Source organism: Agrobacterium bohemicum, assembly GCF_002896715.1.
Classification (GTDB): domain Bacteria; phylum Pseudomonadota; class Alphaproteobacteria; order Rhizobiales; family Rhizobiaceae; genus Agrobacterium; species Agrobacterium bohemicum.
This window is the reverse complement of record NZ_PGEL01000023.1, coordinates 185,662-211,018: the sequence shown is the minus strand read 5'-3', so window position 1 is coordinate 211,018 and position 25,357 is coordinate 185,662. Positions and strand designations below refer to the sequence as shown.

24 protein-coding genes are annotated in these 25,357 nt (G+C 55.6%); 17 read left to right on the top strand and 7 right to left on the bottom strand.

Features of this window, described 5'->3' with window-relative positions; all coding sequences use genetic code 11:
- The first annotated feature begins 36 nt into the window (after positions 1 to 36).
- Positions 37 to 672: a nucleotide exchange factor GrpE gene (gene grpE, locus CUC55_RS10100; RefSeq protein ID WP_067649610.1), complete on the top strand. Its 636-nt coding sequence runs from the start codon at positions 37 to 39 to the stop codon at positions 670 to 672.
- Between the two features lie 47 nt (positions 673 to 719).
- On the opposite strand, the gene CUC55_RS10095 is transcribed toward grpE, so the two are convergent.
- The 7 genes from CUC55_RS10095 to lptC form a co-directional block, all read right to left on the bottom strand.
- Positions 720 to 1,730: a dienelactone hydrolase family protein gene (locus CUC55_RS10095; protein WP_425352813.1), complete on the bottom strand. Its 1,011-nt coding sequence runs from the start codon at positions 1,728 to 1,730 to the stop codon at positions 720 to 722.
- A gap of 106 nt (positions 1,731 to 1,836) precedes the next feature.
- Positions 1,837 to 2,298: a PTS IIA-like nitrogen regulatory protein PtsN gene (ptsN, locus tag CUC55_RS10090; protein ID WP_067649605.1), complete on the bottom strand. Its 462-nt coding sequence runs from the start codon at positions 2,296 to 2,298 to the stop codon at positions 1,837 to 1,839.
- Positions 2,299 to 2,379: 81 nt separating this feature from the next.
- On the bottom strand, positions 2,380 to 2,955 hold the full coding sequence (gene hpf, locus CUC55_RS10085) for a ribosome hibernation-promoting factor, HPF/YfiA family (RefSeq protein ID WP_103087736.1): 576 nt from the start codon (positions 2,953 to 2,955) through the stop codon (positions 2,380 to 2,382).
- Positions 2,956 to 3,178: 223 nt separating this feature from the next.
- Positions 3,179 to 4,726, bottom strand: coding sequence for an RNA polymerase factor sigma-54 (gene rpoN / locus CUC55_RS10080; protein WP_103087735.1), 1,548 nt, complete (start codon positions 4,724 to 4,726; stop codon positions 3,179 to 3,181).
- 182 nt (positions 4,727 to 4,908) lie between these two features.
- Complete coding sequence (gene lptB, locus CUC55_RS10075) at positions 4,909 to 5,664, bottom strand: LPS export ABC transporter ATP-binding protein (RefSeq protein WP_170063860.1); 756 nt, start codon at positions 5,662 to 5,664, stop codon at positions 4,909 to 4,911.
- A gap of 67 nt (positions 5,665 to 5,731) precedes the next feature.
- Positions 5,732 to 6,307, bottom strand: a complete 576-nt coding sequence (locus CUC55_RS10070) for an LptA/OstA family protein (RefSeq protein WP_103087733.1) — start codon at positions 6,305 to 6,307, stop codon at positions 5,732 to 5,734.
- A 13-nt stretch (positions 6,308 to 6,320) separates the two neighbouring features.
- Positions 6,321 to 6,986: an LPS export ABC transporter periplasmic protein LptC gene (gene lptC, locus CUC55_RS10065; RefSeq protein WP_067649595.1), complete on the bottom strand. Its 666-nt coding sequence runs from the start codon at positions 6,984 to 6,986 to the stop codon at positions 6,321 to 6,323.
- On the opposite strand from lptC, the gene CUC55_RS22725 reads away from it, so the two are divergent.
- From CUC55_RS22725 to tsaB, 16 genes are all read left to right on the top strand, one after another.
- Positions 6,962 to 7,231 (top strand): hypothetical protein, encoded by a 270-nt coding sequence (locus CUC55_RS22725; protein ID WP_157940944.1) that lies wholly within the window; start codon positions 6,962 to 6,964, stop codon positions 7,229 to 7,231. The genes lptC and CUC55_RS22725 overlap by 25 nt on opposite strands.
- Entirely contained in the window at positions 7,232 to 8,185 is a 954-nt protein-coding gene (gene sppA / locus CUC55_RS10060; RefSeq protein WP_103087732.1) for a signal peptide peptidase SppA, read from the top strand.
- Positions 8,186 to 8,211: 26 nt separating this feature from the next.
- On the top strand, positions 8,212 to 8,517 hold the full coding sequence (locus CUC55_RS10055) for an integration host factor subunit beta (RefSeq protein WP_042616207.1): 306 nt from the start codon (positions 8,212 to 8,214) through the stop codon (positions 8,515 to 8,517).
- 87 nt (positions 8,518 to 8,604) lie between these two features.
- Entirely contained in the window at positions 8,605 to 8,955 is a 351-nt protein-coding gene (locus tag CUC55_RS10050) for a LapA family protein (RefSeq protein ID WP_103087731.1), read from the top strand.
- A 107-nt stretch (positions 8,956 to 9,062) separates the two neighbouring features.
- Positions 9,063 to 10,232 carry a class I SAM-dependent methyltransferase gene (locus CUC55_RS10045; RefSeq protein WP_103087730.1) on the top strand — a complete coding sequence of 390 codons (1,170 nt, stop codon included), beginning with the start codon at positions 9,063 to 9,065 and terminating at the stop codon, positions 10,230 to 10,232.
- Positions 10,229 to 11,089: a TrmH family RNA methyltransferase gene (locus tag CUC55_RS10040; RefSeq protein WP_103087729.1), complete on the top strand. Its 861-nt coding sequence runs from the start codon at positions 10,229 to 10,231 to the stop codon at positions 11,087 to 11,089. Before CUC55_RS10045 ends, CUC55_RS10040 begins: the two co-directional genes overlap by 4 nt.
- Positions 11,089 to 11,577 (top strand): signal peptidase II, encoded by a 489-nt coding sequence (lspA, locus tag CUC55_RS10035; protein WP_067649865.1) that lies wholly within the window; start codon positions 11,089 to 11,091, stop codon positions 11,575 to 11,577. Before CUC55_RS10040 ends, lspA begins: the two co-directional genes overlap by 1 nt.
- A 55-nt stretch (positions 11,578 to 11,632) precedes the next feature.
- The gene (locus CUC55_RS10030) at positions 11,633 to 13,879 is read left to right on the top strand and encodes a PAS domain-containing hybrid sensor histidine kinase/response regulator (RefSeq protein ID WP_103087728.1); all 2,247 of its coding nucleotides are present in this window, start codon (positions 11,633 to 11,635) and stop codon (positions 13,877 to 13,879) included.
- A gap of 98 nt (positions 13,880 to 13,977) precedes the next feature.
- Entirely contained in the window at positions 13,978 to 14,859 is an 882-nt protein-coding gene (olsB, locus tag CUC55_RS10025; protein WP_103087727.1) for a l-ornithine N(alpha)-acyltransferase, read from the top strand.
- A gap of 178 nt (positions 14,860 to 15,037) precedes the next feature.
- Positions 15,038 to 17,689, top strand: a complete 2,652-nt coding sequence (gene mutS, locus CUC55_RS10020) for a DNA mismatch repair protein MutS (RefSeq protein WP_103087802.1) — start codon at positions 15,038 to 15,040, stop codon at positions 17,687 to 17,689.
- An 87-nt stretch (positions 17,690 to 17,776) separates the two neighbouring features.
- Positions 17,777 to 20,605 carry a [protein-PII] uridylyltransferase gene (locus tag CUC55_RS10015; RefSeq protein ID WP_103087801.1) on the top strand — a complete coding sequence of 943 codons (2,829 nt, stop codon included), beginning with the start codon at positions 17,777 to 17,779 and terminating at the stop codon, positions 20,603 to 20,605.
- A gap of 6 nt (positions 20,606 to 20,611) precedes the next feature.
- Positions 20,612 to 22,213: a murein biosynthesis integral membrane protein MurJ gene (murJ, locus tag CUC55_RS10010; protein ID WP_103087726.1), complete on the top strand. Its 1,602-nt coding sequence runs from the start codon at positions 20,612 to 20,614 to the stop codon at positions 22,211 to 22,213.
- Positions 22,214 to 22,294: 81 nt separating this feature from the next.
- Positions 22,295 to 23,359: a tryptophan--tRNA ligase gene (trpS, locus tag CUC55_RS10005; protein WP_067649570.1), complete on the top strand. Its 1,065-nt coding sequence runs from the start codon at positions 22,295 to 22,297 to the stop codon at positions 23,357 to 23,359.
- 110 nt (positions 23,360 to 23,469) lie between these two features.
- Positions 23,470 to 23,961, top strand: a complete 492-nt coding sequence (locus tag CUC55_RS10000) for a universal stress protein (RefSeq protein ID WP_067649568.1) — start codon at positions 23,470 to 23,472, stop codon at positions 23,959 to 23,961.
- Positions 23,962 to 24,079: 118 nt separating this feature from the next.
- Complete coding sequence (locus CUC55_RS09995) at positions 24,080 to 24,643, top strand: NifU family protein (protein ID WP_062451583.1); 564 nt, start codon at positions 24,080 to 24,082, stop codon at positions 24,641 to 24,643.
- A gap of 18 nt (positions 24,644 to 24,661) precedes the next feature.
- A complete protein-coding gene (tsaB, locus tag CUC55_RS09990) occupies positions 24,662 to 25,330 on the top strand; it encodes a tRNA (adenosine(37)-N6)-threonylcarbamoyltransferase complex dimerization subunit type 1 TsaB (RefSeq protein ID WP_067649563.1) in 669 nt (222 codons plus the stop codon).
- Positions 25,331 to 25,357: the final 27 nt, after the last annotated feature.

Below are 25,357 nucleotides of genomic sequence, written 5' to 3'. Positions count from 1 at the left end.
GCAAGCCATGAACATATGCAAAGCTGGAGTAACGTCATGACCGATAAGACCAACAAAGCCGGACCTGACGCGGACCTCGTTGACGAGGGAGCCGAAGGTGCAACAGTTGAGAACGATGCGCCCGAGCAGGCCGAGCCTGATGCCGTTGAGGTGCTGAAAGCAGAAAATGCAGATTTGCGTGACAAATTTCTGCGCCTCGCCGCAGAAATGGACAATCTACGCCGCCGCACCGAGCGTGAGGTGAAGGACGCGAAAGCCTACTCCGTCTCTGGCTTTGCCCGCGATATGCTGGCGGTTTCAGACAATCTGCGCAGAGCCTTGGAAACCATTCCACCAGAGCTGAAAGAAAACGCTGATGCTGCGATCGCCGGTGTGATCGAAGGCGTTGACATGACCGAGCGGTCGATGCTCTCGGCGCTCGAGCGCCACGGCGTGCGCAAGATGACTGTCGAAGGCGAAAAATTCGACCCTAATTTCCATCAGGCCATGTTTGAGATTCCAAATACGGCAGTCCCGAACAATACGGTCGTGCAAGTGGTGCAAGCTGGCTTCACAATTGGCGATCGCGTTCTGCGTCCTGCGATGGTGGGCGTTGCCAAGGGCGGCCCGAAGGGCGAAGCGCAAGCAGCAGCGGAACCCGGTACCAGCAGCGTCAACGAGAAGGACGCCTGACGAAACAGTGTCCATCATTCCAACTGTTAGCTGGAATGATGGACCCGTTACATGCCGAATTGGCGATTGAGCCAGTCATAGGCATAATCCTGTTGATCAGCCGTAAAGACATGACCGCCTGGCCATAGTTTGGTTTCGAGGCGATCCAGCGCGTTCCATGCTTCCCAAACTGACCGCATTTTTTCGAACGCGTCTTTTACCGATGCAGGGGGAAAGAGTGTATCCGTCGCTCCGGCGAAGATCAGCATCGGGTTTGGTGCGGCAAGGCTCGCAACATCGGGGTAGTCCAGATATTGCAGCAGGCCCGGATGGGTCATGTGCCACGCGGATCCGCCCCGTAACTGATTGTTTCCCGTCACCATCAGCCCTTCTGCCGTCGCCATCCAGTTGACGGCTACGGTCGCTTTGATCCTGTCGCTCAGCGCTACGGCCTGCCATGCCCGGAATGCACCCATGGAGAAGCCAACCGCCGCTAGCCGCTGCTGATCGACCTGCGGTAGGCTCGCCAGAAAATCTGCTGCCCGCGTGTCCTCGAACGCCATGAGACCGGCCAGAGAGCTTCCCATATTGAAGAAATTTGCCGCAAGCGCCTGTTGCGCATCATAGGTTAGTGGCCCACGATCGGACCAGCCCAATACATCTGTTGCCAGCACGACGTAACCTCGGCGGGCAAGCGCGTCAGCCGGATATCGCCCAGAGAAAAATCTCTCCGCCCATGTCTTGGACGTTTGTAGCCTGGCCTCGTCATCCCAGCTTTTGATCAGCTTTTCCTTGCCGATATCGAACATCGACCCATGGTCGTGGTACATCACGGCAGCAGGGAACGGGCCTGTGCCTTTCGGCATCAGCAACAATGCAATGACGCGACTGTCGTTCGTAAGATTAAACGCCACCTTGCGGGCGACATAAGCTCCGCGATCCACCTCATCTATAATTTCGGAGGCAAAATCCGTCTGTATCGGATTTNGGAGGGTAAGTTCCCATAGTTTGGCGCGAGCAATCTCCTTCCAGCGAGGAAGATTTGTTACCCGCTCAGACCAGCCTAATGAAAAGGCCATCTGCTGTTTCAGCGCGGGCGCAAAAACAGGGAGGTTGTCTTCGCTCACGCCGCGCGTCTGGTTGTGTGCCACGTTTGGAGATTTGGTTGGGTCTTCGCCAGCCATATCAGGCGGCGGTTGCCTGTTCCTGATTGAGGAAGGTGTAGATGGCAGTATCCGAATCAGTGGCACGAAGCTTGGCTACCAATTCAGGATCCCGCAGTACACGGGCAATACGGGAAAGCGCTTTCAGATGATCAGCGCCAGCACCTTCAGGTGCTAGTAGAAGAAAGACGAGGTCGACCGGCTGGTCGTCTAGCGCTTCGAAATCAACAGGATTATCGAGGCGTGCAAAGACGCCGACGATGGAGTTGATGCTGGCCAGTTTNCCATGCGGAATAGCGATACCGTGGCCGACACCTGTCGAGCCAAGCCGCTCACGCTGCAATATGACGTCGAAAACTTCCCGTTCCGGCACTCCAGTGATCCGCGCAGCTTTCGCCGCCAGTTCCTGAAGGAGTTGCTTTTTGGAATTGACCTTAAGGGCGGGAATAATTGCATCTTGTTGCAGCAAATCTGCCAACGCCATTCTCTTTATCCTTCATGTCATCGAAACGATCAGGAAGTGCGGCCCGTGCGGGGCGCACTTCCTTTCGCTTNGTCAGACTCTTCAGCTCTTTATCGTCGCCGCGTCGATCCAACCGATGTTTCCATCGTTACGGCGGTAAACGATATTCAGTTCCTTGGCAGGGCTGCGAAACAGCAACACCGGCTCGTCTGTCATATCAAGCGCCATCACCGCACTTGCGACCGTCATCGTTTTCACCTGCTTTGAGGTTTCAGCAACGATTGTCGGTGCGAAATCTTCAGGCACTTCGTCATCTTCATCCGGCACGGCGTCCATGACCGTGTAGGGAAATTCTTCGAGAATACTGTTGGCGGAAGCACCGTTATGGTGATCCTTCAGCTTTCTCTTGTATCTGCGAAGCCGCTTTNCAATTCGCGCAGCTGCCGCATCGAAACTTGCCTGTGGATCGTTGGCCTCGCCCGCAGCATGCAACACAACCCCTGTATCGAGATGGATTTTGCAGTCGCTCGAGAAACGTGGCCCCGACTTCTCTACAGTCACTTGACCGGAATACCCCCNGTCAAAGTATTTGGTAATGGCCAGGCTGATGTTTTCCTCGATCCTTTGACGGAACGATTCGCCGATATCCATATGCTTACCAGATACACGCACACTCATGGAATTTTTCCTTCTTCAGTGATTTGCGTATACCAGCTTACGTCAAGCCAAGCGCTCATCCAAGCGTTTCGAGACTCTTTCGGTCTCATTCCGGTTTGGTACCTTGGCACAACGAACACTTTAACGTTGATGGCCCCCTGCCACCCGTGCGGCGAGCTTCTAGCCTTGGCGGCATGAAGAGTCAATTAACATTATTAACAGTTTGAAATATATTAATATTTGGTTAGGCGGTCGCAGCTTTGGCCATTGCTTTTTTCTCTCGCCGCCTTTGCACGGACGAGGGAATATTCATCGCTTCACGATATTTTGCGACTGTTCGTCGCGCCAGATCAACACCGTTTTTTTNCAGGTTTTCGACGATTTCGTCATCCGACAGAACTCTATCAGGTGCTTCTTGCGAGATCATGATCTTGATGCGATGGCGCACCGCCTCCGCGGAGTGGCTATCACCCCCNTCAACCGAACCGATGGAAACACTGAAGAAATATTTGAGTTCGAATAACCCGCGGGNTGTCAGCATGTATTTGCGCGATGTGACGCGGCTCACGGTGGACTCATGCATCTTGATGGCATCAGCCACCTGCTTCAAATTGAGCGGACGCAAATGATCAACGCCATGCACAAGAAAAGCATCCTGCTGACGCACGATTTCGCTGGCCACTTTCATGATCGTCTTGGCGCGCTGGTCAAGGCTGCGGGTCAGCCAGCTGGCGGTTTGCATGCATTCGGACAGGAACTCACCGTCCTCGCCACCGCGCGCCTTGATTTTTGAAACCTGTGAGAAATATGTTTGGTTGACCAGTACACGCGGCAAGGTCTCCGGGTTCAACTCGATGAGCCAACTGCCATCGCTTGCGGGTCTGACGATGATATCAGGAACAATGATTTCCGAAATTCCGGTCTCGAAACCTGCACCGGGCCGTGGATTGAGCGAACGGATTTCGGCCAGCATATCCAGAAGATCTTCTTCGCCAACGCCACACAGGCGTTTGAGCGAGACAAAATCGCGTTTGGCCAGAAGCTCGAGATTACCGACAAATGCACGCATTGCCGGGTCAAGACGGTCTTTTTGCGCAAGCTGAATGGAGAGGCATTCACAAAGCGTCCTTGAAAAANTACCAGGTGGATCAAGTGTCTGCAGAAGAGTGAGAACGTTTTCAACGTCGCCAATGGCTTTACCCAGCTGATCCGAAACATCATCCAGCGCCTTTGCAGGTATGTAGCCGGTCTCCTCCAGGTGATCGAGAAGCGCATCAGCAATCAAACGGTCTCGGGGCGAGGAGACCGTGAAGGGCAGTTGCTGGCCGATATGGTCGCGAAGGGTCAGCTTGCTGGCGACGAAGTCATCGAGATCATAAGCCTCCGCGGAATCTGCACCCGGCATGGACTTCCATTGGCCGATGAGCTCAGGTGCGTCCGCCTTTGACTGCGCGCTATCGTCCTGGAAANCGTTTTCGAAACTCGTATCGAGCTGTTCGTTCAGGCTGCTCGCCCGGTCTCCATACCATTCTTCAGGATCGGGCGGGCTCTCGGCAAACTGCTCAGGAGCCGGGCTGGATTCATCAAAACCCTCCGAATGGGCAGCGGGAGAGCCGCCTAACTCGCTATCATTTGCCACTATTTCAAGCAGAGGATTCTTTTCGACTTCCTGCGCGATGAATTGCGTGAGTTCGATATGCGTCATCTGAAGCAGCTGGATGGACTGCATCAGTTGCGGGGTCATGACCAGAGACTGGCTCTGACGCAGCAATAGACTGGCGGACAAGGCCATGGTGGACGCTAAACTCCCATAAACCCCTTTATCACCCGTATTTTCTAAAATTCCAGGCGGCAAAGTCTGAACTGGCCCAAAAATTGCTTTTTATTCTTGTTTGGTCAAGCTCAACTGTTGAGAGAGTTGGAAGAATCTTTGCCGCCTGCATATTTTGAGTGGCTATTTTTATATCTCGCCCGTTACAGGCTGAAATTATTACCCAGATACAGGCGTCGAACGTCAGCATTGTTGACGATCTCCGACGCGCGGCCGTGTGTCAGTACTTCACCGGCATGGATAATGTAGGCTCGGTCGATCAAGCCCAATGTTTCGCGCACATTATGGTCAGTGATCAGAACACCGATGCCGCGCGCTGTAAGATGGCGCACTAGGTTTTGAATGTCGCTAACGGAAATAGGGTCAACGCCAGCAAAAGGCTCGTCCAGCAGCATGAAGGTCGGGTCCGTCGCCAGGGCGCGGGCAATTTCCAGCCGTCGGCGCTCACCGCCAGAGAGAGCGACTGCTGGCGATTTGCGCAATTGCGAGATATGGAACTCTTCCAGGAGTTCATCAAGCTTGCGATTTCGCTTTTTTNCGTCGCGCTCGTGGACTTCCAGAACGGCGCGGATATTCTCTTCGACCGTCAATCCGCGAAAAATGGATGCTTCCTGTGGCAGATAGCCTACGCCCAATCGCGCACGGCGATACATGGGCATGTTGGTAACATCATTGCCATTGATGGCAATCTTGCCGGAGTCGACAGGAACGAGGCCGGTGATCATGTAGAAACAGGTCGTCTTGCCGGCACCGTTTGGTCCAAGAAGGCCAACAGCTTCACCACGGCGAACGACGAGCGACACACCGTTGACGACGCGGCGCGTATTGTAGGTCTTCGTCAAGCCTTGAGCAATCAAGGTGCCTTCATAGCGCGACTTGTCGCCAGCATCGCCATCAATTTCGGATGAGCGCGCGGCGCCAGCGCCAAACAGCTTTGAGATGGATTGGATCTTCACGGGATACGAACTACTGCTTTTNCTGCGATTTCGGGTCGAGCATGATGCGCACTGGCCCGCCACAGCTTTCCAGCTTCGCCTGCCCGGTTGTCATGAAGACCGTCAATTTGCACCCGGTGAAGACATTGGTATCCTGAGAAAGGACGACCTGTTTTCCCGAAAGAATGAATGTCTGCGCCGCCATGTCGAACTCGCCCTTATCAGCGGTCGCTTTTTGCGTTCCAGAGGTCAGGTAAACGGAGTTGTCTACGAAAATCTTGTCGATGTCGGCGCCGCCGCTGGTGATGGATGAGTTCGCGGCCGCTCCTTCGCCCTTGCTTTTGTAAAGCACTGTCATCTTGCCTGCCTGCAAAGTCGTCGTTCCCTGAACGACCTTGACGTTGCCGGTGAAGTAAGCCTTGTGCTCTTGGTCCCGAACTTCCAGCTGATCGCTCTCAATGGCAATCGGCTGGTCGTTGGAAAGCTTCAAGCCTTCCATGCTGCTCGTCGTGCTCTGTGCGGCCGCAGGGCCTGCGAGACATGCAAGAGCAACGGCTGCAAAACAGGCGGCGTTGGTATAACGGGCTGTGCGCAAAATCTGCATCATCTGGGTCGGGCTCTCACTTGCCTGCGTTCTGAATGGTCGATGCAGCTATACGAGCTCGTACCTGCCCNGAAAATGTAATTGTCTTGCCATTATCTGCGATCTGTAAACTATCGGCGTTAATGGAACCTTCTTTGGTCGTGATGGCAACAGGCATTTTGCTGTCCATCGTTCCGGCTTTAAGGTCGACATTTGCAGACTGGAACTTAGCTTGTATGCCATTGCTGAGATTGATGTCAAAGGGGGCAATCATCTGCAATTGGTTTGTCGCCCGGTCGAAGATCCCTTCCTGCGCGACAACTTGTGCGACAATATCATTCATCGGCACCGCCGCCAGCACATTTTCCAGTGTCATGAGGTTGGGGCTGGCAATATCCTGCAATGCCCGTTCAGCGTTCATGGAATAATCGAAGCCCTTGTTGTTACGCCCGGCAAGTGCTGGTTTTTCCATCACGATCTTGCCGTTTTCCACCGTCGCGCTTTGGAGTGAAACCTCGTCCGGCAACCACGTACGGGCCAGCGATACTGCGATGAAGGACAGCGAGATGATGGCTGCTCCAAGCGGGAGAATAACTCTCAGTTTCTTGACGCGTGAGGAATGGCGCAAAGCAACGTCATAGGCGCGCGCATGTCCGTTGGACAAGGGAAAACCGGGCGTTGGCTGGCTTAGTCGTTCAAGCATTTTTTAAGGGTCCGAAGCGAGGTTCGTCGCAGCCAGAAGGGTTAAAAGCGACGCCATCTATATTTCTTGTTGTGTTTGGCACGACGGCCATGCTCTGCCAATATGGTTTTTCTCTGAACGAGCGCAAGAGCCGCGATATTTTTATCAAAACGATGCTTTCCCGTTTGTTTCCTTGCAAGAGGTGGCTACAAGGCTCATATGGCTGGCTTTTAGAAGCTGTTACCGGTTTCATCGAAGGTGAATAAATGGATCAAATGGCAATCGCAGATCGTAGGCAATTGCGGCGCAAGCTGACATTTTGGCGTGTCGCGGTCGTCCTGCTTCTCGTTGCAGGTTTGTTCGCCATCTATCGTTTCGCCTTCTCAGAGCCCACGCAAAGCATGCGTCCGCACATAGCACGTGTGGAGATCAGCGGCATCATCCAGGATGATACCGAGCTTCTAGAGCGACTGCAGAAGATTGCCGATAGCGATAGCGCCAAGGCGCTCATCGTGTCCATTTCCTCACCCGGCGGCACGACTTATGGCGGCGAGAGGATTTTCAAAGCCATTCGCGCCGTGGCCGAAAAGAAGCCCGTTGTCTCTGACGTGCGCACACTGGCGGCTTCTGCCGGCTATATGATTGCCACGGCGGGCGACACGATCATTGCGGGCGATACGTCCATCACCGGATCGATCGGCGTGATTTNCCAGTATCCGCAGGTTGGTCCTCTTCTCGATAAGCTTGGCGTATCCCTGCAGGAGATCAAATCATCGCCGATGAAGGCAGAACCTTCGCCTTTTCACGAGCCGCCGGAAGAAGCAAAAACCATGATCCGCAACATGGTCATGGATAGCTACAGCTGGTTCGTGGACCTTGTTGCAGATCGCCGCAAGCTGCCGCGAGAAGACGTTCTCAAGCTCGCTGATGGTTCCATTTNCACCGGTCGTCAGGCCGTCGCTGCCAAACTCATCGACACGCTTGGTGGCGAAAAAGAAATCCGCGGCTATTTCGAGACCCGCAAGGTGGCCAAGGATCTGCCGATCGTGGAATGGACCGCACCTTCGAAGCGCTCGCCATTCGGCCTGTTCAGTCTTGCCGGGATCGTCAAACTGCTCGGCTATGATGAATTTCTGCCATTCGATGCGCCTCGCCAACTGGGGGCCGACAAGTTGTTTCTTGACGGTCTTGTTTCGGTTTGGCAGGTTAGAGACCGATAAAAAGCCAATTCTTTCAGGGGGCAACTTTGATTAAGTCTGAACTGGTGCAGATCGTTGCTGCGCATAACCCTCACCTTTACCACCGTGATGTCGAAAATATCGTCAACGCTGTGCTGGATGAGATTACGGATGCGTTGGCAGCGGGCAACCGTGTCGAGCTGCGCGGTTTCGGTGCTTTCTCGGTGAAGAATCGCCCCTCGCGGTCAGGACGCAACCCGCGCACCGGTGAGTCCGTTTTTGTCGAAGAAAAATGGGTTCCTTTTTTCAAGACGGGCAAAGAGTTGCGTGAACGCCTCAACCCGGGCATGAGCGACGTCGAAGATGAAGACTGAGCGTGGTGGTTGAGACGGAGCATTGAAGCTCCTATCTGACGTCGATGCAGGTTTGTCTGAAGACCCCGAAGGACGGAGTATCGTTGGATGTCAAAAANGATCGTCAACCTTTTGGTTTTCGTGCCGCTGGCTATCATTCTGGTCGTGCTGTGCGTGGCAAACCGGCAGGCCGTCACTCTGGCGCTCAACCCTTTCAAGCCCGATGACAGCTTGTTGTCGTTTTCGGCCCCGTTTTTCGTCTTCATTTTTCTAGCCGTCATTTTCGGCGTGTTTTTGGGATCGATGGTCACGTGGTTTTCGCAAGGGAAACATCGGAAGCGCGCCCGCACTGAAGCCAAGGAAGCCATACGCTGGCACGATGAAGCCAACCGGCATAAGGCGGCCGCCACCACGGTCGCGATCAATGCGCCGGTGGATGCCCGCATCGCCTCCAAGTAAAATTGCTCGCAACGTGATAGGTTTTGACAGCGCAGCCCTTTGATAATAACGCGCCGTGATGTTATTGGCCGCCGCATGAGATGCGGTCAGACTTGGAAAGAACCCCGTTGAAGAAAAAAGACAACCGCCCGGGTGCCAAGCCGCGCGCGGGNCAGGAGCCCCGGCAAAGAAATTCGGTCAAACCGGCAAAGCAAAACGACGCTGCGCCCCGTGGCCGTAATGTCGACCATGTGCGGCCTTCCGCGAGTTCTGCTGCCAAACCGTCAAGGCCAGCTGTTAGGGACAACACCACCGCCAAGGTTAAGATTGCGCCGCCTGATGTAGAGCAGGTTCCGCCACGTCCTTTAAAGCAAAGAACGGGTGTACTACCGGCCGAGCGAGTTCCGGTCATTCTGGAATCGATGGGCGCCGGTGATTTCCATCTGATCGACACTGGTAACGGGTTGAAGCTCGAGCAATACGGCCAATACCGCATCGTGCGTCCAGAAGCGCAGGCGCTGTGGCGCCCGAGCCTGCCGGATCGAGTCTGGGAAAATGCCGATTCCATCTTCAGCGGCGATACCGATGAAGACGGTATGGGCCGCTGGCGTTTTCCGAAGGCACCGTTGGAAGAAACTTGGCCGCTCTCTCTTCTCGGTGTCAACTTCCTCGGTCGTTTCACCGCCTTTCGCCATGTCGGCGTGTTCCCCGAGCAGATCGTTCATTGGGAATGGCTGAAACACACGATTGAAGCGTCTGATCGTCCGCTAAAAGTCCTCAACCTGTTCGGTTACACTGGCGTAGCCTCCTTAGTGGCCGCTGCTGCCGGCGCTGAGGTGACCCATGTGGATGCGTCCAAGAAGGCAATTGGCTGGGCGCGGGAAAATCAGGCATTGGCCGGACTGGAAAATGCGCCGATCCGTTGGATTTGCGAAGACGCGATGAAATTCATCCTGCGTGAAGAACGTCGCGGCAACAGCTATGACATCATCCTCACCGATCCGCCGAAATTTGGACGGGGTACACACGGTGAAGTGTGGGAGCTTTTCGACCATTTGCCGCTGATGCTGGATGTATGTCGCGATATCCTGTCGCCCAAGGCGCTGGGCCTAGTGCTGACAGCCTATTCGATTCGAGCCAGCTTTTACTCCATGCATGAATTGATGCGGGAAACCATGCGCGGCGCAGGCGGGGAGGTCGCGTCTGGCGAACTCGTCATCCGCGAGGCAGGCCTCGATGGCAAAACGCCGGGGCGTGTGCTTNCTACCTCTCTCTTCAGCCGCTGGGTGCCGAAATGATCGATGACCGACGTGAAANTCGACCNGGCNNGGTAGGTCAGGTCAAGGAAGTAACGAGCCTAGCCAACCCCATCATCAAGGACATCAAGAACCTGACCCAGAAAAAGGGTCGGGAAGAAACCGGTACCTTCATGGCCGAGGGCCTAAAGCTGGTGATCGATGCTCTGGAATTGGGCTGGACGATCCGCACGCTGGTTTATGCCAAAAATGCCAAGGGTAAATCCCTGGTCGAGCAGGTGGCGACAAAGACGGTTGCCTCCGGTGGGCTGGTTCTCGAGGTCACCGAAAAANTTCTGTCCTCCATCACCCGCCGCGATAATCCGCAGATGGTGGTGGGCATCTTCGATCAGAAATGGACGCCGCTAAAAGACATCCAGCCTGATAACGGCCAGACTTATATTGCACTCGACAGGGTCCGTGATCCCGGCAACCTCGGCACCATCATCCGCACGGCGGATGCGGCAGGTGCCTCCGGCGTAATACTCGTTGGTGACTGCACCGACCCATTTNCCTTGGAGACGGTGCGTGCCACCATGGGTTCGGTCTTCGCCATACCTGTCGCGCATGCGACCGTGGACGAGTTTCTGAGTTGGAAGAAATCAGCTGGTGTCAGCGTCGTTGCGACCCATCTCGCAGGCTCTGTGGATTACAGAACAATCGATTACAAAAAGAAGCCGACTGTGCTTTTGATGGGCAACGAGCAAGGCGGTCTTCCGCCGGAGCTGGCTGGAAAGGCCGATCAACTGGCCCGTATTCCGCAACAGGGACGTGCTGACTCCCTTAATCTGGCGGTTGCAACGGCCGTTATGCTGTTTGAAGCGCGCCGCCATGTTCTCGAACTTGCACCGGTAAAATGATGACGAAACCCGCATTGTTCTCCAGACCGATCCCTGCAGTCATATTCATCGTCATCGCATTGATCACGGACCAGATCGTCAAGATTCTGGTTGAAGCCTACCTGCCCTTGCAGGAAATGGTGCCGGTGATGCCTTTCTGGGCGCTTTATCGCACCTATAACCTCGGCGTTGCCTTCTCCATGCTCTCAGGCATGGAGGGATGGTTCATCGTCACGATGCGTCTGGTGATCGTCGGTTTCGTCATCTGGCTGTGGCGCAAGACGGAAGCTGATCGCACCTTCGCACATCTCGGCTTCGCGCTGATCATTGCCGGCGCAGCTGGCAACATCTTCGACCGGTTTCTTTATGGTCATGTGATCGATTACATCCTGTTTCATACCGACACATGGTCGTTTGCGGTTTTCAATCTGGCGGACTCGTTCATCACCATCGGTGCTGGTTGCGTCATTCTGGACGAAATACTGCACGCAAGAACGAAGAAAAGCTAAAAATTTAACGTTCAAGCCAAGCCAATCAAAACTGCTGCCGTGCTAGCCGTTATACATGAGCGAACTGGCGAAACTGAATAACCGGATTTCTGAAGCGTTCGACCCCAGCGATACGAGTGGGGTTTCCGATACCGCTGGGCATAACGGAAGCCCGGATAAGCCGTCAGGCCTGCCTTTTTACAACAGTCTTCTTCGAACGGTTACGCTGTTTACCGCTGGCTGTGGTTTTGCTTTCGCAAGCGCTGTGTATCTGGGCGGAAATGTCGCCCTCTACATGGCGGCCGTATCCGTTTCCATTTGCGTATCCTGCGCCTTCTACATGATGTTTCGGGCCGCCGTTCTGCGTCAGGCATCGGTGAGGGATGTGAAGGTCGTAGAAGCGCGGCAAATGCAGAACGCCGCGCTCGTGGCGGAAATGCACGAAGCCATGGGCGATATCGTCGTGACCCGCGATATGAACCGGCGCATTCTGCACGCCAACAGCACCTTTCGTGAAATGACAGGCTGCGGAGAGCCGCAAGGCAAGACATGCGAAGAAATCGGCATTGCCTTNCGCCNNGGCGACAGGGTCCACAGCTACGATGTCGAAATCGCCACGCCTTACGGTCAGCGCATTTNCACATGGCACGATACCATCGCCCATGACGGAACGAGCAGCCGGCTGGTGATCAGCAGCATTGCCCGTGATGTCACTGACGAGCGCGCCGCTATCGTCACCCGTGAAGATGCACGGCTTCGAGCGGAAAACGCCAATGCCGCCAAGGGCAGATTGCTGGCAACCGTCAGCCACGAAATTCGCCTGCCGCTATCAGGCATTCTGGGCATGAACCATCTCCTGTCGCAAACGTCTCTTAATCAGGAGCAGCGCAATTATCTGGATGGCATGCGCCAGTCCGGCCAGGCGCTGGTGCAGCTCGTTGAGGATCTGCTGGACTTCTCCACCATGGAAGCCGGGCGGTTCAAGCTCAATCCACGAGCAGAAAATCTGCGCCAACTCATCGAAAGCGTGGTGGAGATGCTCGCTCACCGCGCCCATGAAAAAGGCATCGAAATTGCATCCATCGTTGCGCCGGATGTGCCTGACTATCTCGATTTCGATCCAGCCCGTCTTCGGCAGGTCCTGTTCAACCTCATCGGCAATGCTGTAAAATTTACCAGCAAGGGCGGAGTTCTCGTTCGGGCTTCCATGAAAGGCAACGCACTTTCAATCGAGGTGGAGGATACGGGTCCGGGTCTTGGCAAGTCCGAGCAGGCGCGAATCTTCGGAGAGTTCGAACAGGCGGGCTCCGCCGCTCAACGTAGCGCTGGCACAGGCCTTGGTCTGGCCATATCTGCTCGCATCATTCGTGAGTTTGGAGGAACATTGTCCGTGTCAGGCAAGAAGGGCATAGGCAGTACCTTCACCTTGATATTCCAGCCAGCGTCCGCTTTGGCGCCGGTCATACCATCCAACCGCGTCGGCGCGCTAAGCCTCTCGAACGTATTGCTGTTTGCGCCACAGGGTGTCGCCGCAACGGCGACATCGGGCTCGATCCATGCCCTTGGCGGCATCTGCACCCATGTTTCCACACCACGCCAACTGGAGGAGTTGAGGCGGCAAGCACCCGATGACTTGGACCACGTGACCGACATCATCGTTGATCATCGCGTCGCGCCTGCTTTTCGCGACACACTTCAGGCATGGCCATCGGTGCAAGGCCGCACGATACGACACATATTGCTCGTTAACCCGGAGGAACGTGCATCGCAGCCACGCGATGGGTTCGATGCTTGGCTTATCCGACCGCTGCGGGAAAAATCTCTGATGGACGTTTTATGCGGACGCCTGCGCGGCATGGAACCGCGCGATGCGATCAACGATAATCATCATCCCGGGGTTGGTTTTTCGCCCGCATTGGATGAGACACGAAGGGAACTTGATGTTCTCATTGCCGAGGACGATCCCGTCAACGCACGGATACTGCGTGCCGTCTTTGAGAAGTCCGGCTGCACAGTGCACGTGGTGAGCGACTTCGCAGCACTTTCAGAGGCGCTTTTTGAGAAATCCGGCTTGCCGGACCTCGTTATTTCCGATTTGCATATGCNAGGGGGGGACGGCTTCGCTATTCTTCCGCACCTCTGTGTGCAGCTTTCAAATAATAAGATTCCGCTGATGGTGTTGAGCGGCGATACGACTTGGGAAACACGAGCGATTTTACTGGAAGCCGGGATCGCAACAGTGCTGACAAANCCGGTTGAACCGAAGCGGTTGATCGAGGAGGTGCTTCGCCTGTTTCCCCAAAAACGCTTGGGCAAAATTTAGATTTGATCTGCTGTTGGTTATGCTGCCCGTTGTCACTGTTCTGTCGTCAATAAGTGATTTATGACAGCCAGAAACCAACGGTGGTGGGGCGATTCTCCATGGTCACGGAAATTCTCGAATACGACATTCGCGAGCGAAATGTCGTCATCAGCGCGCTTCCCGTTTCGCAAAAGCGCAACGATGATGTTTTCGGCCGCATCGGCCCGTTGGAAACCCGACTTGCCAGAAACGAGCGCGAAATCGACGCCGCGCAGAATGTCCGTTTCCGTGTTTNCGTTGAGGAAATGGGTGCGCGCCTGCCAGCCGAAGCCATGCGCCGAGAGCGTGATATCGATGCGTTCGATTTGGTCTGCGACCACCTTCTGGTGTTGGACAACTCCATCGAAGGTGATCCGGAAGATCAGATCGTCGGCACCTATCGGCTGCTGCGGCAGGACACGGCTTTTGCCAATAATGGTTTTTATTCGGCCAGCGAATTCAACATCGAAGGGCTGATCGACCGCCACCCAACCAAGCGGTTCATGGAGTTGGGACGCTCCTGCGTGCTGCCGGAATATCGCACGAAAAGAACGGTTGAATTGCTCTGGCAAGGCAATTGGGCTTATGCCGTCAGACACCGTATGGATGCCATGATCGGCTGCGCATCCTTTCCCGGTGTGCAGCCGGAGGCACATGCGCTGGCGCTGTCCTACCTTCATCACACCTGTGGCGCAAANGGGGACTGGGCAGCGGCCGCGCTGCCGGAGCTTTATTGCGAAATGGACATGATGCCATTGGAGGCGATCAATCCGCGCCGCGCTCTCTTTGCCATGCCACCGCTCATAAAGGGCTATATGCGGCTGGGCGCCATGTTCGGCACTGGCGCTGTGGTTGATCACGCTTTCAACACCACGGATGTGCTCGTCATTCTGCCCGTATCGGCCATCGCCAATCGCTACATCAACTATTACGGTGGTGAAGCCGAACGTTTCAACGGCTAAAGTCTTCAGATCAAAGCTTCCTGTGGGCAGGCGGCTTGAATGTGTTGTCGTCAAGGGGTGGGGCCGTTAGTCTGGTGTTCGTTTCTCGCAACACCAAACCGATATTGAAAAGCCATTGACGGACGTTCATTCCACTGCCTCGCTCATATCGGAAGAGAGCCGCGCTTCGGCGACTCCGATGATGGAGCAATATATCGAGATCAAGGCGAACAACCCCGGTTCGTTGCTGTTCTATCGCATGGGCGATTTCTACGAGCTTTTCTTCGATGATGCGGCTGAGGCGTCACGGGCGCTCGGGATTACGTTGACGAAACGGGGTCAGCATCTTGGCCAGGATATCCCGATGTGCGGCGTGCCGGTGCATGCGGCGGATGACTATCTGCAAAAACTCATCCTTCGCGGTTATCGCGTGGCGGTATGTGAGCAGACGGAAGACCCGGCGGAAGCGAAAAAACGTGGCTCTAAGTCCGTTGTACGGCGGGATGTCGTACGGCTCGTAACGCCGGGTACGCTGACGGAAGAAAAACTTCTGTCGCCGACGGAATCGAATTATCTGATGGCGCTCGCCCGTATCAGGGNCAGTGCAGAGGCACAATTTGCGCTAGCGTGGATCGATATCTCCACTGGCGTCTTCCGTCTGGCCGAGACGACGCTGACGCGGCTTCTGGCCGATATCTGGCGGATAGATCCACGCGAGCTGATCGTCGCAGATAGCCTGTTCCATGATGAAGAGCTGAAGCCGGTTTTTGATATGCTTGGCCGTGTGGCCGTGCCGCAGCCCGCCATTTTGTTTGATAGTGCGACATCGGAGGGTCGCATTGCACGTTACTTCGGCGTCTCTACGCTGGACGGTTTCGGGTCTTTCTCCCGCGTCGAGATGGCCGCTGCGGCTGCCGCAGTCGCTTACGTCGAGAAANCCCAGATTGCAGAGCGCCCGCCTCTCGCGGCACCGGAGCGCGAAAGTTCGGCCTCGACACTGTTCATCGATCCCGCCACGCGGGCCAATCTTGAGCTGACCAAAACGCTGTCAGGGGAACGGGATGGATCGCTGTTGCATGCGATCAACCGCACCGTCACCGGTGGCGGTGCGCGCCTTCTGGCTGAGCGATTGATGTCTCCTCTCACCGATGCGGACAGGATTAACGGGCGACTTGATGCGGTGGCCTATTTGCTGGATGACGTGTCCTTGTCCGATGGTCTCAGGGACGCGCTGAAACACGTTGCCGATATGCCGCGCGCNTTGTCACGTCTGGCGCTTGATCGAGGCGGGCCGCGTGATCTGGGCGCGATAAGACTTGGTCTGTACGCTGCTGCCAGGGTCGCTGAATTGCTGGATCAAGGCTTGTTGCCGGATGAGTTGGCAACGGCGCTTGCCTCTTTGAAAGCGCTACCGATCGAACTTGAAGCGATGCTTGGCGCGACGCTCGCGGACGAATTGCCTTTGCTTAAACGCGATGGTGGTTTCGTGCGGGAGGNTTCGAACCCNGAGCTGGATGAGATACGTGCGTTGCGCGACCAGTCCCGGCGGGTGATTGCCGGTCTACAGCTGCAATATTCCGAAGAAACGGGCATCAAATCGCTGAAGATCAAGCACAACAATGTGCTGGGATATTTCATCGAGGTGACCGCAGGCAATGCCGACGTGATGATGGCAAGTGCCGAGGCGAAAGCCCGTTTCATTCACCGCCAGACGATGGCGGGCGCTATGCGCTTTACCACTACCGAGCTTGCCGATCTGGAAAGCCGTATCGCCAATGCCGCCTCGCAGGCCCTCACGATAGAGTTGCAGGCTTTCACGCAAATGGTCGAGGCCGTTGTCTCGCACGCCGAAGCGATCAAGGCCGGGGCGTTGGCCTTGGCTTCCATTGATGTTGCAACAAGTCTTGCATGTCTTGCAGCAGAGCAGGCATATTGCCGTCCAGTGGTCGATGGTTCGATGATGTTCGACATCAAGGGTGGACGCCATCCCGTGGTGGAACAGGCATTGCGTCGCCAATCGACAGGCCCGTTCATTGCCAATCATTGCGATCTCTCGGCCGTCGGTGGCAACCGTAATGGCGCGATCTGGTTGCTGACCGGTCCCAATATGGGCGGTAAATCGACATTCCTGCGCCAGAATGCGTTGATTGCCATTCTCGGCCAGATTGGCTCTTTCGTCCCGGCAGAATCAGCCCATATCGGCATTGTCGATCGCCTGTTTTCGCGTGTCGGTGCATCGGATGATCTGGCTCGTGGTCGCTCGACCTTCATGGTGGAGATGGTGGAGACGGCGGCAATCCTCAATCAGGCGACGGATCGTTCGCTGGTTATCCTGGACGAGATCGGTCGCGGCACGGCAACCTTCGACGGTCTTTCCATCGCTTGGGCGGCGGTTGAGCACCTGCATGAGGTGAACCGCTGCCGTGGTTTGTTCGCCACCCACTTCCACGAACTGACGGTACTGTCTGAAAAGCTGGGTCGCCTGTCCAATGCCACCATGAAGGTGCGCGAATGGGAAGGTGACGTGATTTNCCTGCATGAGGTCGGGCCGGGTGCAGCAGATCGATCCTACGGTATTCAGGTGGCAAAACTTGCCGGTCTTCCGGCTTCCGTCGTTGAGCGGGCAAGGGCCGTTCTGACCCAGCTTGAGGATGCCGACCGGAAAAATCCGGCAAGTCAGCTGATCGATGATCTACCGCTGTTTCAGGTTGCCGTGCGACGCGAGGAAAGCCGCCCACAGGGCAATTCGAAGGTCGATGAGGCTTTGAAAGCGCTCAACCCGGACGAAATGACGCCACGAGAAGCGTTGGATGCGCTTTATGCGCTCAAGAAACAACTTGGCAAGGCTTAAAGACTTACAGTGCCTGTCCATCACGTTCAAAAATCGTTATAGGGCTATGCCGAAAGCATAGCCCATATGAANTGGATATCGGCATCAATGGCCACGAAAGACTTGGATTTTTCCACGATACTCGATGTTACGGCACTGAAACGCGAGTGTGAACGCGTCTTTCAGGGTGATGGGCAGCGTGTGGTCGATGTGCGATCCGACCTCCTGCCGATTTTTAAGAAGGCCAGTGCCCAAGGCCGAGAAAAAGCCCGTGAACTGTTGGATACGGAAGGCGGCGGCATTGATTGCGCCCGCCGGATTTCCTGGCTTCAGGATCGCTTGATCGAAGTGCTTTACGATCTGGCCTGCCAACATGTCTATCCCAATGACGCACCGAAAATCGCGATCACCGCAGTTGGTGGCTATGGGCGGGGAACATTGGCGCCAGGGTCAGATATCGATCTGTTGTTTCTGCTTCCGGTAAAAANTACGCCTGATATGAACAAGGCCATCGAGTTCGTTCTCTACATTCTGTGGGACATCGGCTTCAAGGTCGGCCACGCCACCCGCACGGTGGACGAGTGTATTCGCCTGTCCAAGGCCGATATGACCATCCGAACCGCCATTCTGGAAATGCGCGCCATTTGTGGTGCCCAAGTCCTTGCCGATGAGCTGGAGCGTCGTTTCGAGACCGAGGTTGTCACAAATAGCGGCCCTGAATTCATTGCTGCAAAGCTTGCCGAGCGCGATCAACGCCACCGCAAGGCAGGCGATACGCGATATCTGGTCGAGCCCAATGTCAAGGAAGGCAAGGGCGGTCTGCGCGATTTGCACACGCTGTTCTGGATTGCCAAATATTATTATCACGTGCGCGACACGGCAGAACTGGTAAAGCTTGGCGTCCTCTCCAAACGTGAGCTTAAGCTGTGCGAAAAGGCCGATGATTTCCTCTGGACCGTACGATGCCAGATGCATTTTATCACTGGCAAGGCAGAAGAGCGTCTGTCCTTCGACATCCAGCGCGAAATTGCAGCAGCACTGAATTATCAGCCGCGCCCCGGCCTCTCGGCTGTCGAGCGTTNCATGAANCACTACTTCCTGGTCGCCAAGGATGTGGGTGACCTTACGCGCATCCTGTGTGCGGCACTCGAGGATAAACAGGCCAAGGACGTGCCGGGTCTCTCCGGTGTGTTCAGCCGCTTTGCCCATCGTCTCCGTAAAATTCCGGGTTCTGACGAGTTCGTGGAAGATCGTGGCCGCATTGCGCTGGCCAATATCGATGTGTTTCGCACCGATCCGGTCAGCATTATCAGGCTGTTTCATGTGGCCGATATCAACAATCTCGAGCTCCACCCGGATGCTTTGCGGGTGGTCAGCCGTTCATTGGCTCTGATCAACCACGAACTTCGCGACAATGAAGAGGCGAACCGGCTCTTCCTGGCGATCCTGACCTCGCGGCGCGATCCGGCGCTGACATTACGCCGCATGAACGAGGCGGGAGTTCTTGGCAAATTCATCCCGGATTTCGGCAAGATCGTCGCGATGATGCAATTCAATATGTATCACCACTACACCGTCGACGAGCACCTCATCCGCTCCGTTGCGGTGCTGGCTGAAATCGATAACGGGCAGGCTGTCGATACACACCCGCTGGTCAACCGCTTGATGCCAGCTATCGAGGACCGCGATGTTCTTTATGTGGCTGTATTGCTGCATGACGTGGCCAAGGGCAGGCAGGAGGACCACTCCATTGCCGGTGCGAGGGTGGCGCGCAAGCTTTGCCAACGGTTCCGGTTGAGCAGCAAGCAGACCGAAACGGTGTTCTGGCTGATCGAGCAGCATCTGCTGATGTCCATGGTTGCACAGACCCGCGACCTGCATGACCGCAAGACGATCACGGATTTTGCCGACAAGGTGCAGTCCATGGAGCGGCTGAAAATGCTGCTGATCCTGACCGTCTGTGACATCAGGGCTGTCGGGCCGGATGTATGGAACGGCTGGAAGGGCCAGCTTTTGCGCACCCTCTATTACGAAACAGAACTTCTATTGTCTGGCGGCTTCTCTGAAACGTCGCGCAAGGAGCGCGCCAAAATTGCGCGAGAAGCACTTTACGACGCCTTGACCGACTGGGGACAGAAGGCGCGGCGCAAATATTCCGGCCTGCATTACGAGCCTTACCTGCTGTCTGTCGATCTTCAGGACCAAATCCGTCACACACGGTTTCTGCGCGAAACGGACAAGCGGGAACAGGCGATGTCCACCATGGTGCGCACGCATTCCTTCCACGCCATTACAGAAATTACGGTTCTTGCACCGGATCATCCCCGTCTCCTGTCCATCATAACAGGTGCCTGTGCGGCTGCGGGTGCCAACATCGCCGATGCGCAAATCTTCACCACTTCGGACGGGCGCGCGCTTGATACGATCCTCATCAACCGGGAATTTCCAATTGATGAAGACGAGACGCGTCGTGCCAACAACATCGGCAAGATGATCGAAGAGGTTCTGGCGGGCAAAAAGCGCATTCCGGAAATTATCGCGACCCGCACCAAGGGCCGCAAGAAGAGCAAGACATTCAACATCCCACCATCAGTCACCATTTCGAACGGGCTTTCCAACAAGTTCACGGTAATCGAAGTCGAATGCCTCGACCGCACGGGCCTGCTTGCGGATATGACGGCCGTGTTAGCGGATTTGTCGCTCGACATCACCTCCGCCCGCATCACCACCTTCGGCGAGAAGGTCATCGATACCTTTTATGTAACCGATCTCTTCGGCCAGAAGGTGATGACGGATAACCGTCAGGCGAGCATTGCGTCACGTCTGAAAGCGGTAATGGCCGAGCAGGAGGATGAATTGCGGGATCGGATGCCATCAGGCATCATAGCTCATCCCGATGTTGCGGCACTGCCGCCCGCACGAACGGCGAAGGCGTAAACATCCATGAGCCTGATTGGAAAATTCGCAACCGTCGGCACCGCGACCCTCGGTAGCCGCCTTTTCGGCTTCGCGCGTGAAATGTTGATGGCTGCTGCCGTCGGTACGGGTCCGGTGGCGGATGCCTTCAATGCGGCGTTTCGTTTCCCCAATACGTTCCGCCGACTGTTTGCCGAAGGCGCGTTCAATTCTGCCTTCGTGCCGCTTTTTGCCAAGGAAATCGAGGCCAACGGTATGGAGGGTGCAAAGCGCTTTTCGGAAGAGGTCTTCGGTGTCCTGTTCACTGTCTTGATGGCGCTGACGATCCTCATGGAACTGTCGATGCCGTTCATCGTGCGAACAGTCATTGCTCCGGGCTTCGTTGAGGACGCCGTCAAATTCGATAATACCGTGCGCCTTGCAACCATCATGTTTCCCTATCTCGCCTGCATGTCCCTGGCGGCTATGATGGGCGGTATGTTGAACTCGCTGCATCGTTATTTTGCCGCGGCCATCGCGCCAGTATTTCTCAATATCATCCTGATCGGCGTACTCGGTTTNGCCTGGTGGAAGAGCTACGATCCGCTTCAGGTGGGTTATGCCCTGTCCTGGGGCGTGATGGCGGCCGGTTTCGTGCAACTGGCCATCGTCTGGATTGCCGTGCGCAATGCCGGTATCAAGATCGGCTTTCGCCGTCCTCGCATGACCGGAAACGTCAAACGCCTGCTGGTTCTGGCTCTGCCTGCCGCAATCACCGGCGGCATCACTCAGATCAATCTGTTGATCAACACCAATATTGCATCGGGCAAAGAGGGCGTTATCTCCTCGCTGGCTTACGCGGATCGCATCTATCAGCTTCCACTTGGCGTCGTCGGCATTGCCGTGGCCACCGTGCTGTTGCCGGAACTCGCCCGCGCTTTGCGCGGTGGTCATCAGGTAGAAGCCGCCAATTTACAGAACCGCTCAGTCGAATTCGTCATGTTCCTGACGCTGCCAGCCGCAGCCGCCCTGCTTGTCATGGCCGAACCTATCGTGCGGTTTCTGTATGAGCGCGGCAACTTCTCCGCATCGGCAACTGGAACGGTCGCTGAAATTCTTGGTATTTACGGGTTGGGTCTTCCCGCCTTCGTTCTGATCAAGGCTTTCATTCCCGGCTTTTTCGCCCGCGAAGATACCCGTACACCAATGATCTTTGCGGCGATTTCTGTTATCGTCAACGTGTCGATGGCGCTTACCCTTTTNCCATCCTATGGCGGACCCGGCATTGCTACAGCTGAAATTACCGCAGGCTGGGTCAATGCCGCACTTCTCTTCGGCATGCTGCTCTGGCGGGGACACTGGAAAATTGACATTCCGCTTCTGACCCGCATTCCGCGGCTTTTGTTTGCAGCCGGGGTCATGGCCATCGCCATCCATTACGCACTGGCCTATCTCGCCTTCGAACTGTCGTCTGCGTCCTCAATTGTGGTGCGGGCCGGAACACTCGTAACTCTCGTTTNAGCATCCATGGTCCTTTATTTCGGACTTGCCTTCCTGACTGGCGGTGCCAATCTCGGCATGGTCAAACGGGGGTTGAAGCGGCGACAGGCGAAAACGGAAAGTCAGGTAGACCCCACTGAAGCCCCTTGATTGCAGGCTGTTGCGGGTGCATAAGCGCCACCAATTTGAAACGCGGGGCAAGGCCCTCCACAAGCCTTTTCGAGGACGATCATGAACGCATTCAAGCCACTGGTTTTCTCAGGCGTCCAGCCAACCGGAAACCTTCACCTCGGCAACTATCTCGGTGCCATCCGCAAATTCGTCGCTCTGCAGGAAGACAATGATTGCATTTATTGCGTGGTTGATATGCATGCGATCACCGCGCAACTCGTGCACGCCGACCTGAAGTCTCAGACGCGCTCGATTGCCGCCGCCTTCATCGCGGCGGGTATTGATCCGGTCAAGCAAATCGTTTTCAATCAATCCGCCGTGCCGCAGCATGCCGAACTGGCATGGGTGTTCAACTGCGTGGCGCGCATCGGCTGGATGGAGCGGATGACGCAGTTCAAGGACAAATCAGGCAAGAACACCGAACAGGTTTCGCTTGGTTTGCTGGCATACCCAAGCCTGATGGCAGCCGATATTCTCGTGTATCGTGCAACACACGTACCTGTAGGCGATGATCAGAAGCAGCATCTCGAGCTCGCCCGCGATATTGCGCAGAAATTCAATATCGATTTCAGCGATCACATCCGTCCGACCGGTCTCGGCGTCGATATCACGGTTGGCGATGAGCCCGTGCATGCGTATTTCCCGATGGTGGAACCCTTGATCGGCGGTCCGGCGCCGCGTGTCATGTCCTTGAAGGATGGTACGAAGAAAATGTCTAAGTCCGATCCCTCCGATCTGTCGCGCATCAACCTTATGGATGATGTCGATGCGATCTCGAAAAAGATCAGGAAGGCAAAGACAGACCCCGATGCGCTGCCAAGTGAAGTGGATGGCCTGAAGGGGCGTGCCGAGGCTGAAAACCTGATAGGCATTTATGCGGCTTTGTCCGACCGGACCAAGGCAGACGTTTTGGCAGAATTCGGGGGNCAGCAGTTCTCCGCATTCAAACCGGCTCTGGTTGATCTCGCGGTCAATGTCCTTGCCCCCATCAACGGAGAAATGCGTCGCTTGCTTGACGATGTCAGTCACATCGATGGAATTCTGAAACAGGGCGGCGAGCGGGCAGGGGTGATCGCTGAAAAGACGATGAACGAAGTCCGCGATATCATCGGGTTCCTGCGCTGACGCTCAGACATTTCTCTCGGTAAACAACATGTTTAAATCTCGGGATTTGATATAATGTCGCCCGAGCCATCGGGCGGTTTGTCCTGCCGCGACGAATAGAGGAGTACGCAATGGTATCGAAACGGCTTTCGCGTCTCGAAGGACACCGCCGCAAGTTTCTAGCTGTCATCGATGGAACGCCAGAGTGCGAAAGGGCCGTTCACTATGCGGGTCGCCGTGCAAAAAACTCCAATGGCGCGCTCGTGCTTCTCTATGTGATCCCGGAAGGCGATTTCCAGCAATGGCTCGGCGTCGAGCAGATCATGCGCGCCGAAGCGCGAGAAGAAGCTGAAGCATCCTTGGCCAAGGTGGCGCAAAAGGTGCGCGAAAGCGTTGGAATGGAGCCGGAATCTGTGATCCGAGAAGGCAATGCCGCCGAACAGATTCACGGCTTGATCGATGAGGACCGGGATATCGCCATTCTCGTGCTTGCGGCGGGATCGACCAAAGAAGGGCCTGGGCCATTGGTGTCCTCCATCGCGGGGCGGGGTGCTGCATTTCCGATCCCGGTGACGGTTTTACCAGATACTCTCACGGATGAAGAAATCGACGCTCTCTGCTGATTATCAGATTTCTTGAATGTGTTTATCATGTCAGGACTTGAAGTTGATCTTCGTCCGGCGTATTTTGGAAGTATTCTAAATTGCGGGATGTCGATGGCGTATCCCGAAGGAGATTGCAATGTTCATTCAGACGGAATCCACGCCGAACCCGGCAACGCTGAAGTTTCTTCCAGGCAAAGTCGTTTTGGAAAGTGGCACGGCTGAATTCCTGAATGCCGCGCAGGCGCAAGCCTCGCCGCTGGCTGCAGTCTTGTTCGAAATTCCGGGTGTGACAGGCGTCTATTACGGCTTTGATTTCATCACCGTATCAAAGGACGGCGCCGAGTGGCAGCATCTGAAGCCGGCAATTCTCGGTTCGATCATGGAACATTTCATGTCCGGTCGCCCGCTGATGGGAACGGCTGTTGCCGCCGAAATCTCCGATGAGGAAGAAGAGTTCTTCGAAGCCGGTGACGAGACTATCGTTGCCACCATCAAGGAACTTCTCGAAACACGTGTTCGGCCTGCTGTTGCACAAGATGGCGGCGATATCACCTTCCGCGGTTTCCGCGATGGCACTGTGTTCCTCAACATGAAGGGTGCATGCTCCGGTTGCCCGTCTTCCACTGCAACGCTGAAACACGGCGTACAGAACCTTTTGCGCCATTTCGTTCCAGAAGTGCAAGAAGTCGAAGCCGTCTGAAAGAGGACGGCTCATCCCATGATCGTTCTTTCCATCGACACGTCAGGTGTGGATTGCTCTGCCTGCCTTTATGACAGCGCAGCGGATGTTGTGCTGGGCGAAGTGACAGAAAATATCGGCAAGGGCCATGCGGAACTGCTGATGGGTATTATCGACGGTGCTTTGCTGCAGGCCTCCTTGGCGTTGAAAGATGTTGAGCGGATTGCTGTCACCATCGGTCCCGGGTCTTTTACCGGCATTCGCGTGGGCGTGGCTGCGGCTCGAGGGTTCGCGCTTTCGCTAGGTATCGAGGCGGTGGGCATCACGACTTTGGAAACACTGGCGGCGCAACACCATTCTCAAAATCCTGGGCTGTCGGTTGCTGTCGGGCTCGATGCCAAGCGTGACGAAGCCTATCTCCAGACCTTCGCCCCAGATGGATCGCCCACCGGCGAGGCAGCACTCCTGTCACTCGAAGAGGCGAAATCAGCACTTGCAGGCTTTGCTGGCACCGTCATCGGCTCTGCTGCACCGCTTTTTATTGGCGGGGAAACAGGCTCCGGGCCGGACCGGTTTGCGATTGTAACCGTTGCCCGTCTGGGCGCGAAAAAGCCACAGGGCATGCCAAAACCTGCGCCGCTGTATCTGCGTGGACCAGACGCCAAACCACAGTCAGGTTTTGCACTGGAACGACGTCCGGTTGCCTGATAGGGCCATTCAGAGTTTGGATGCGGA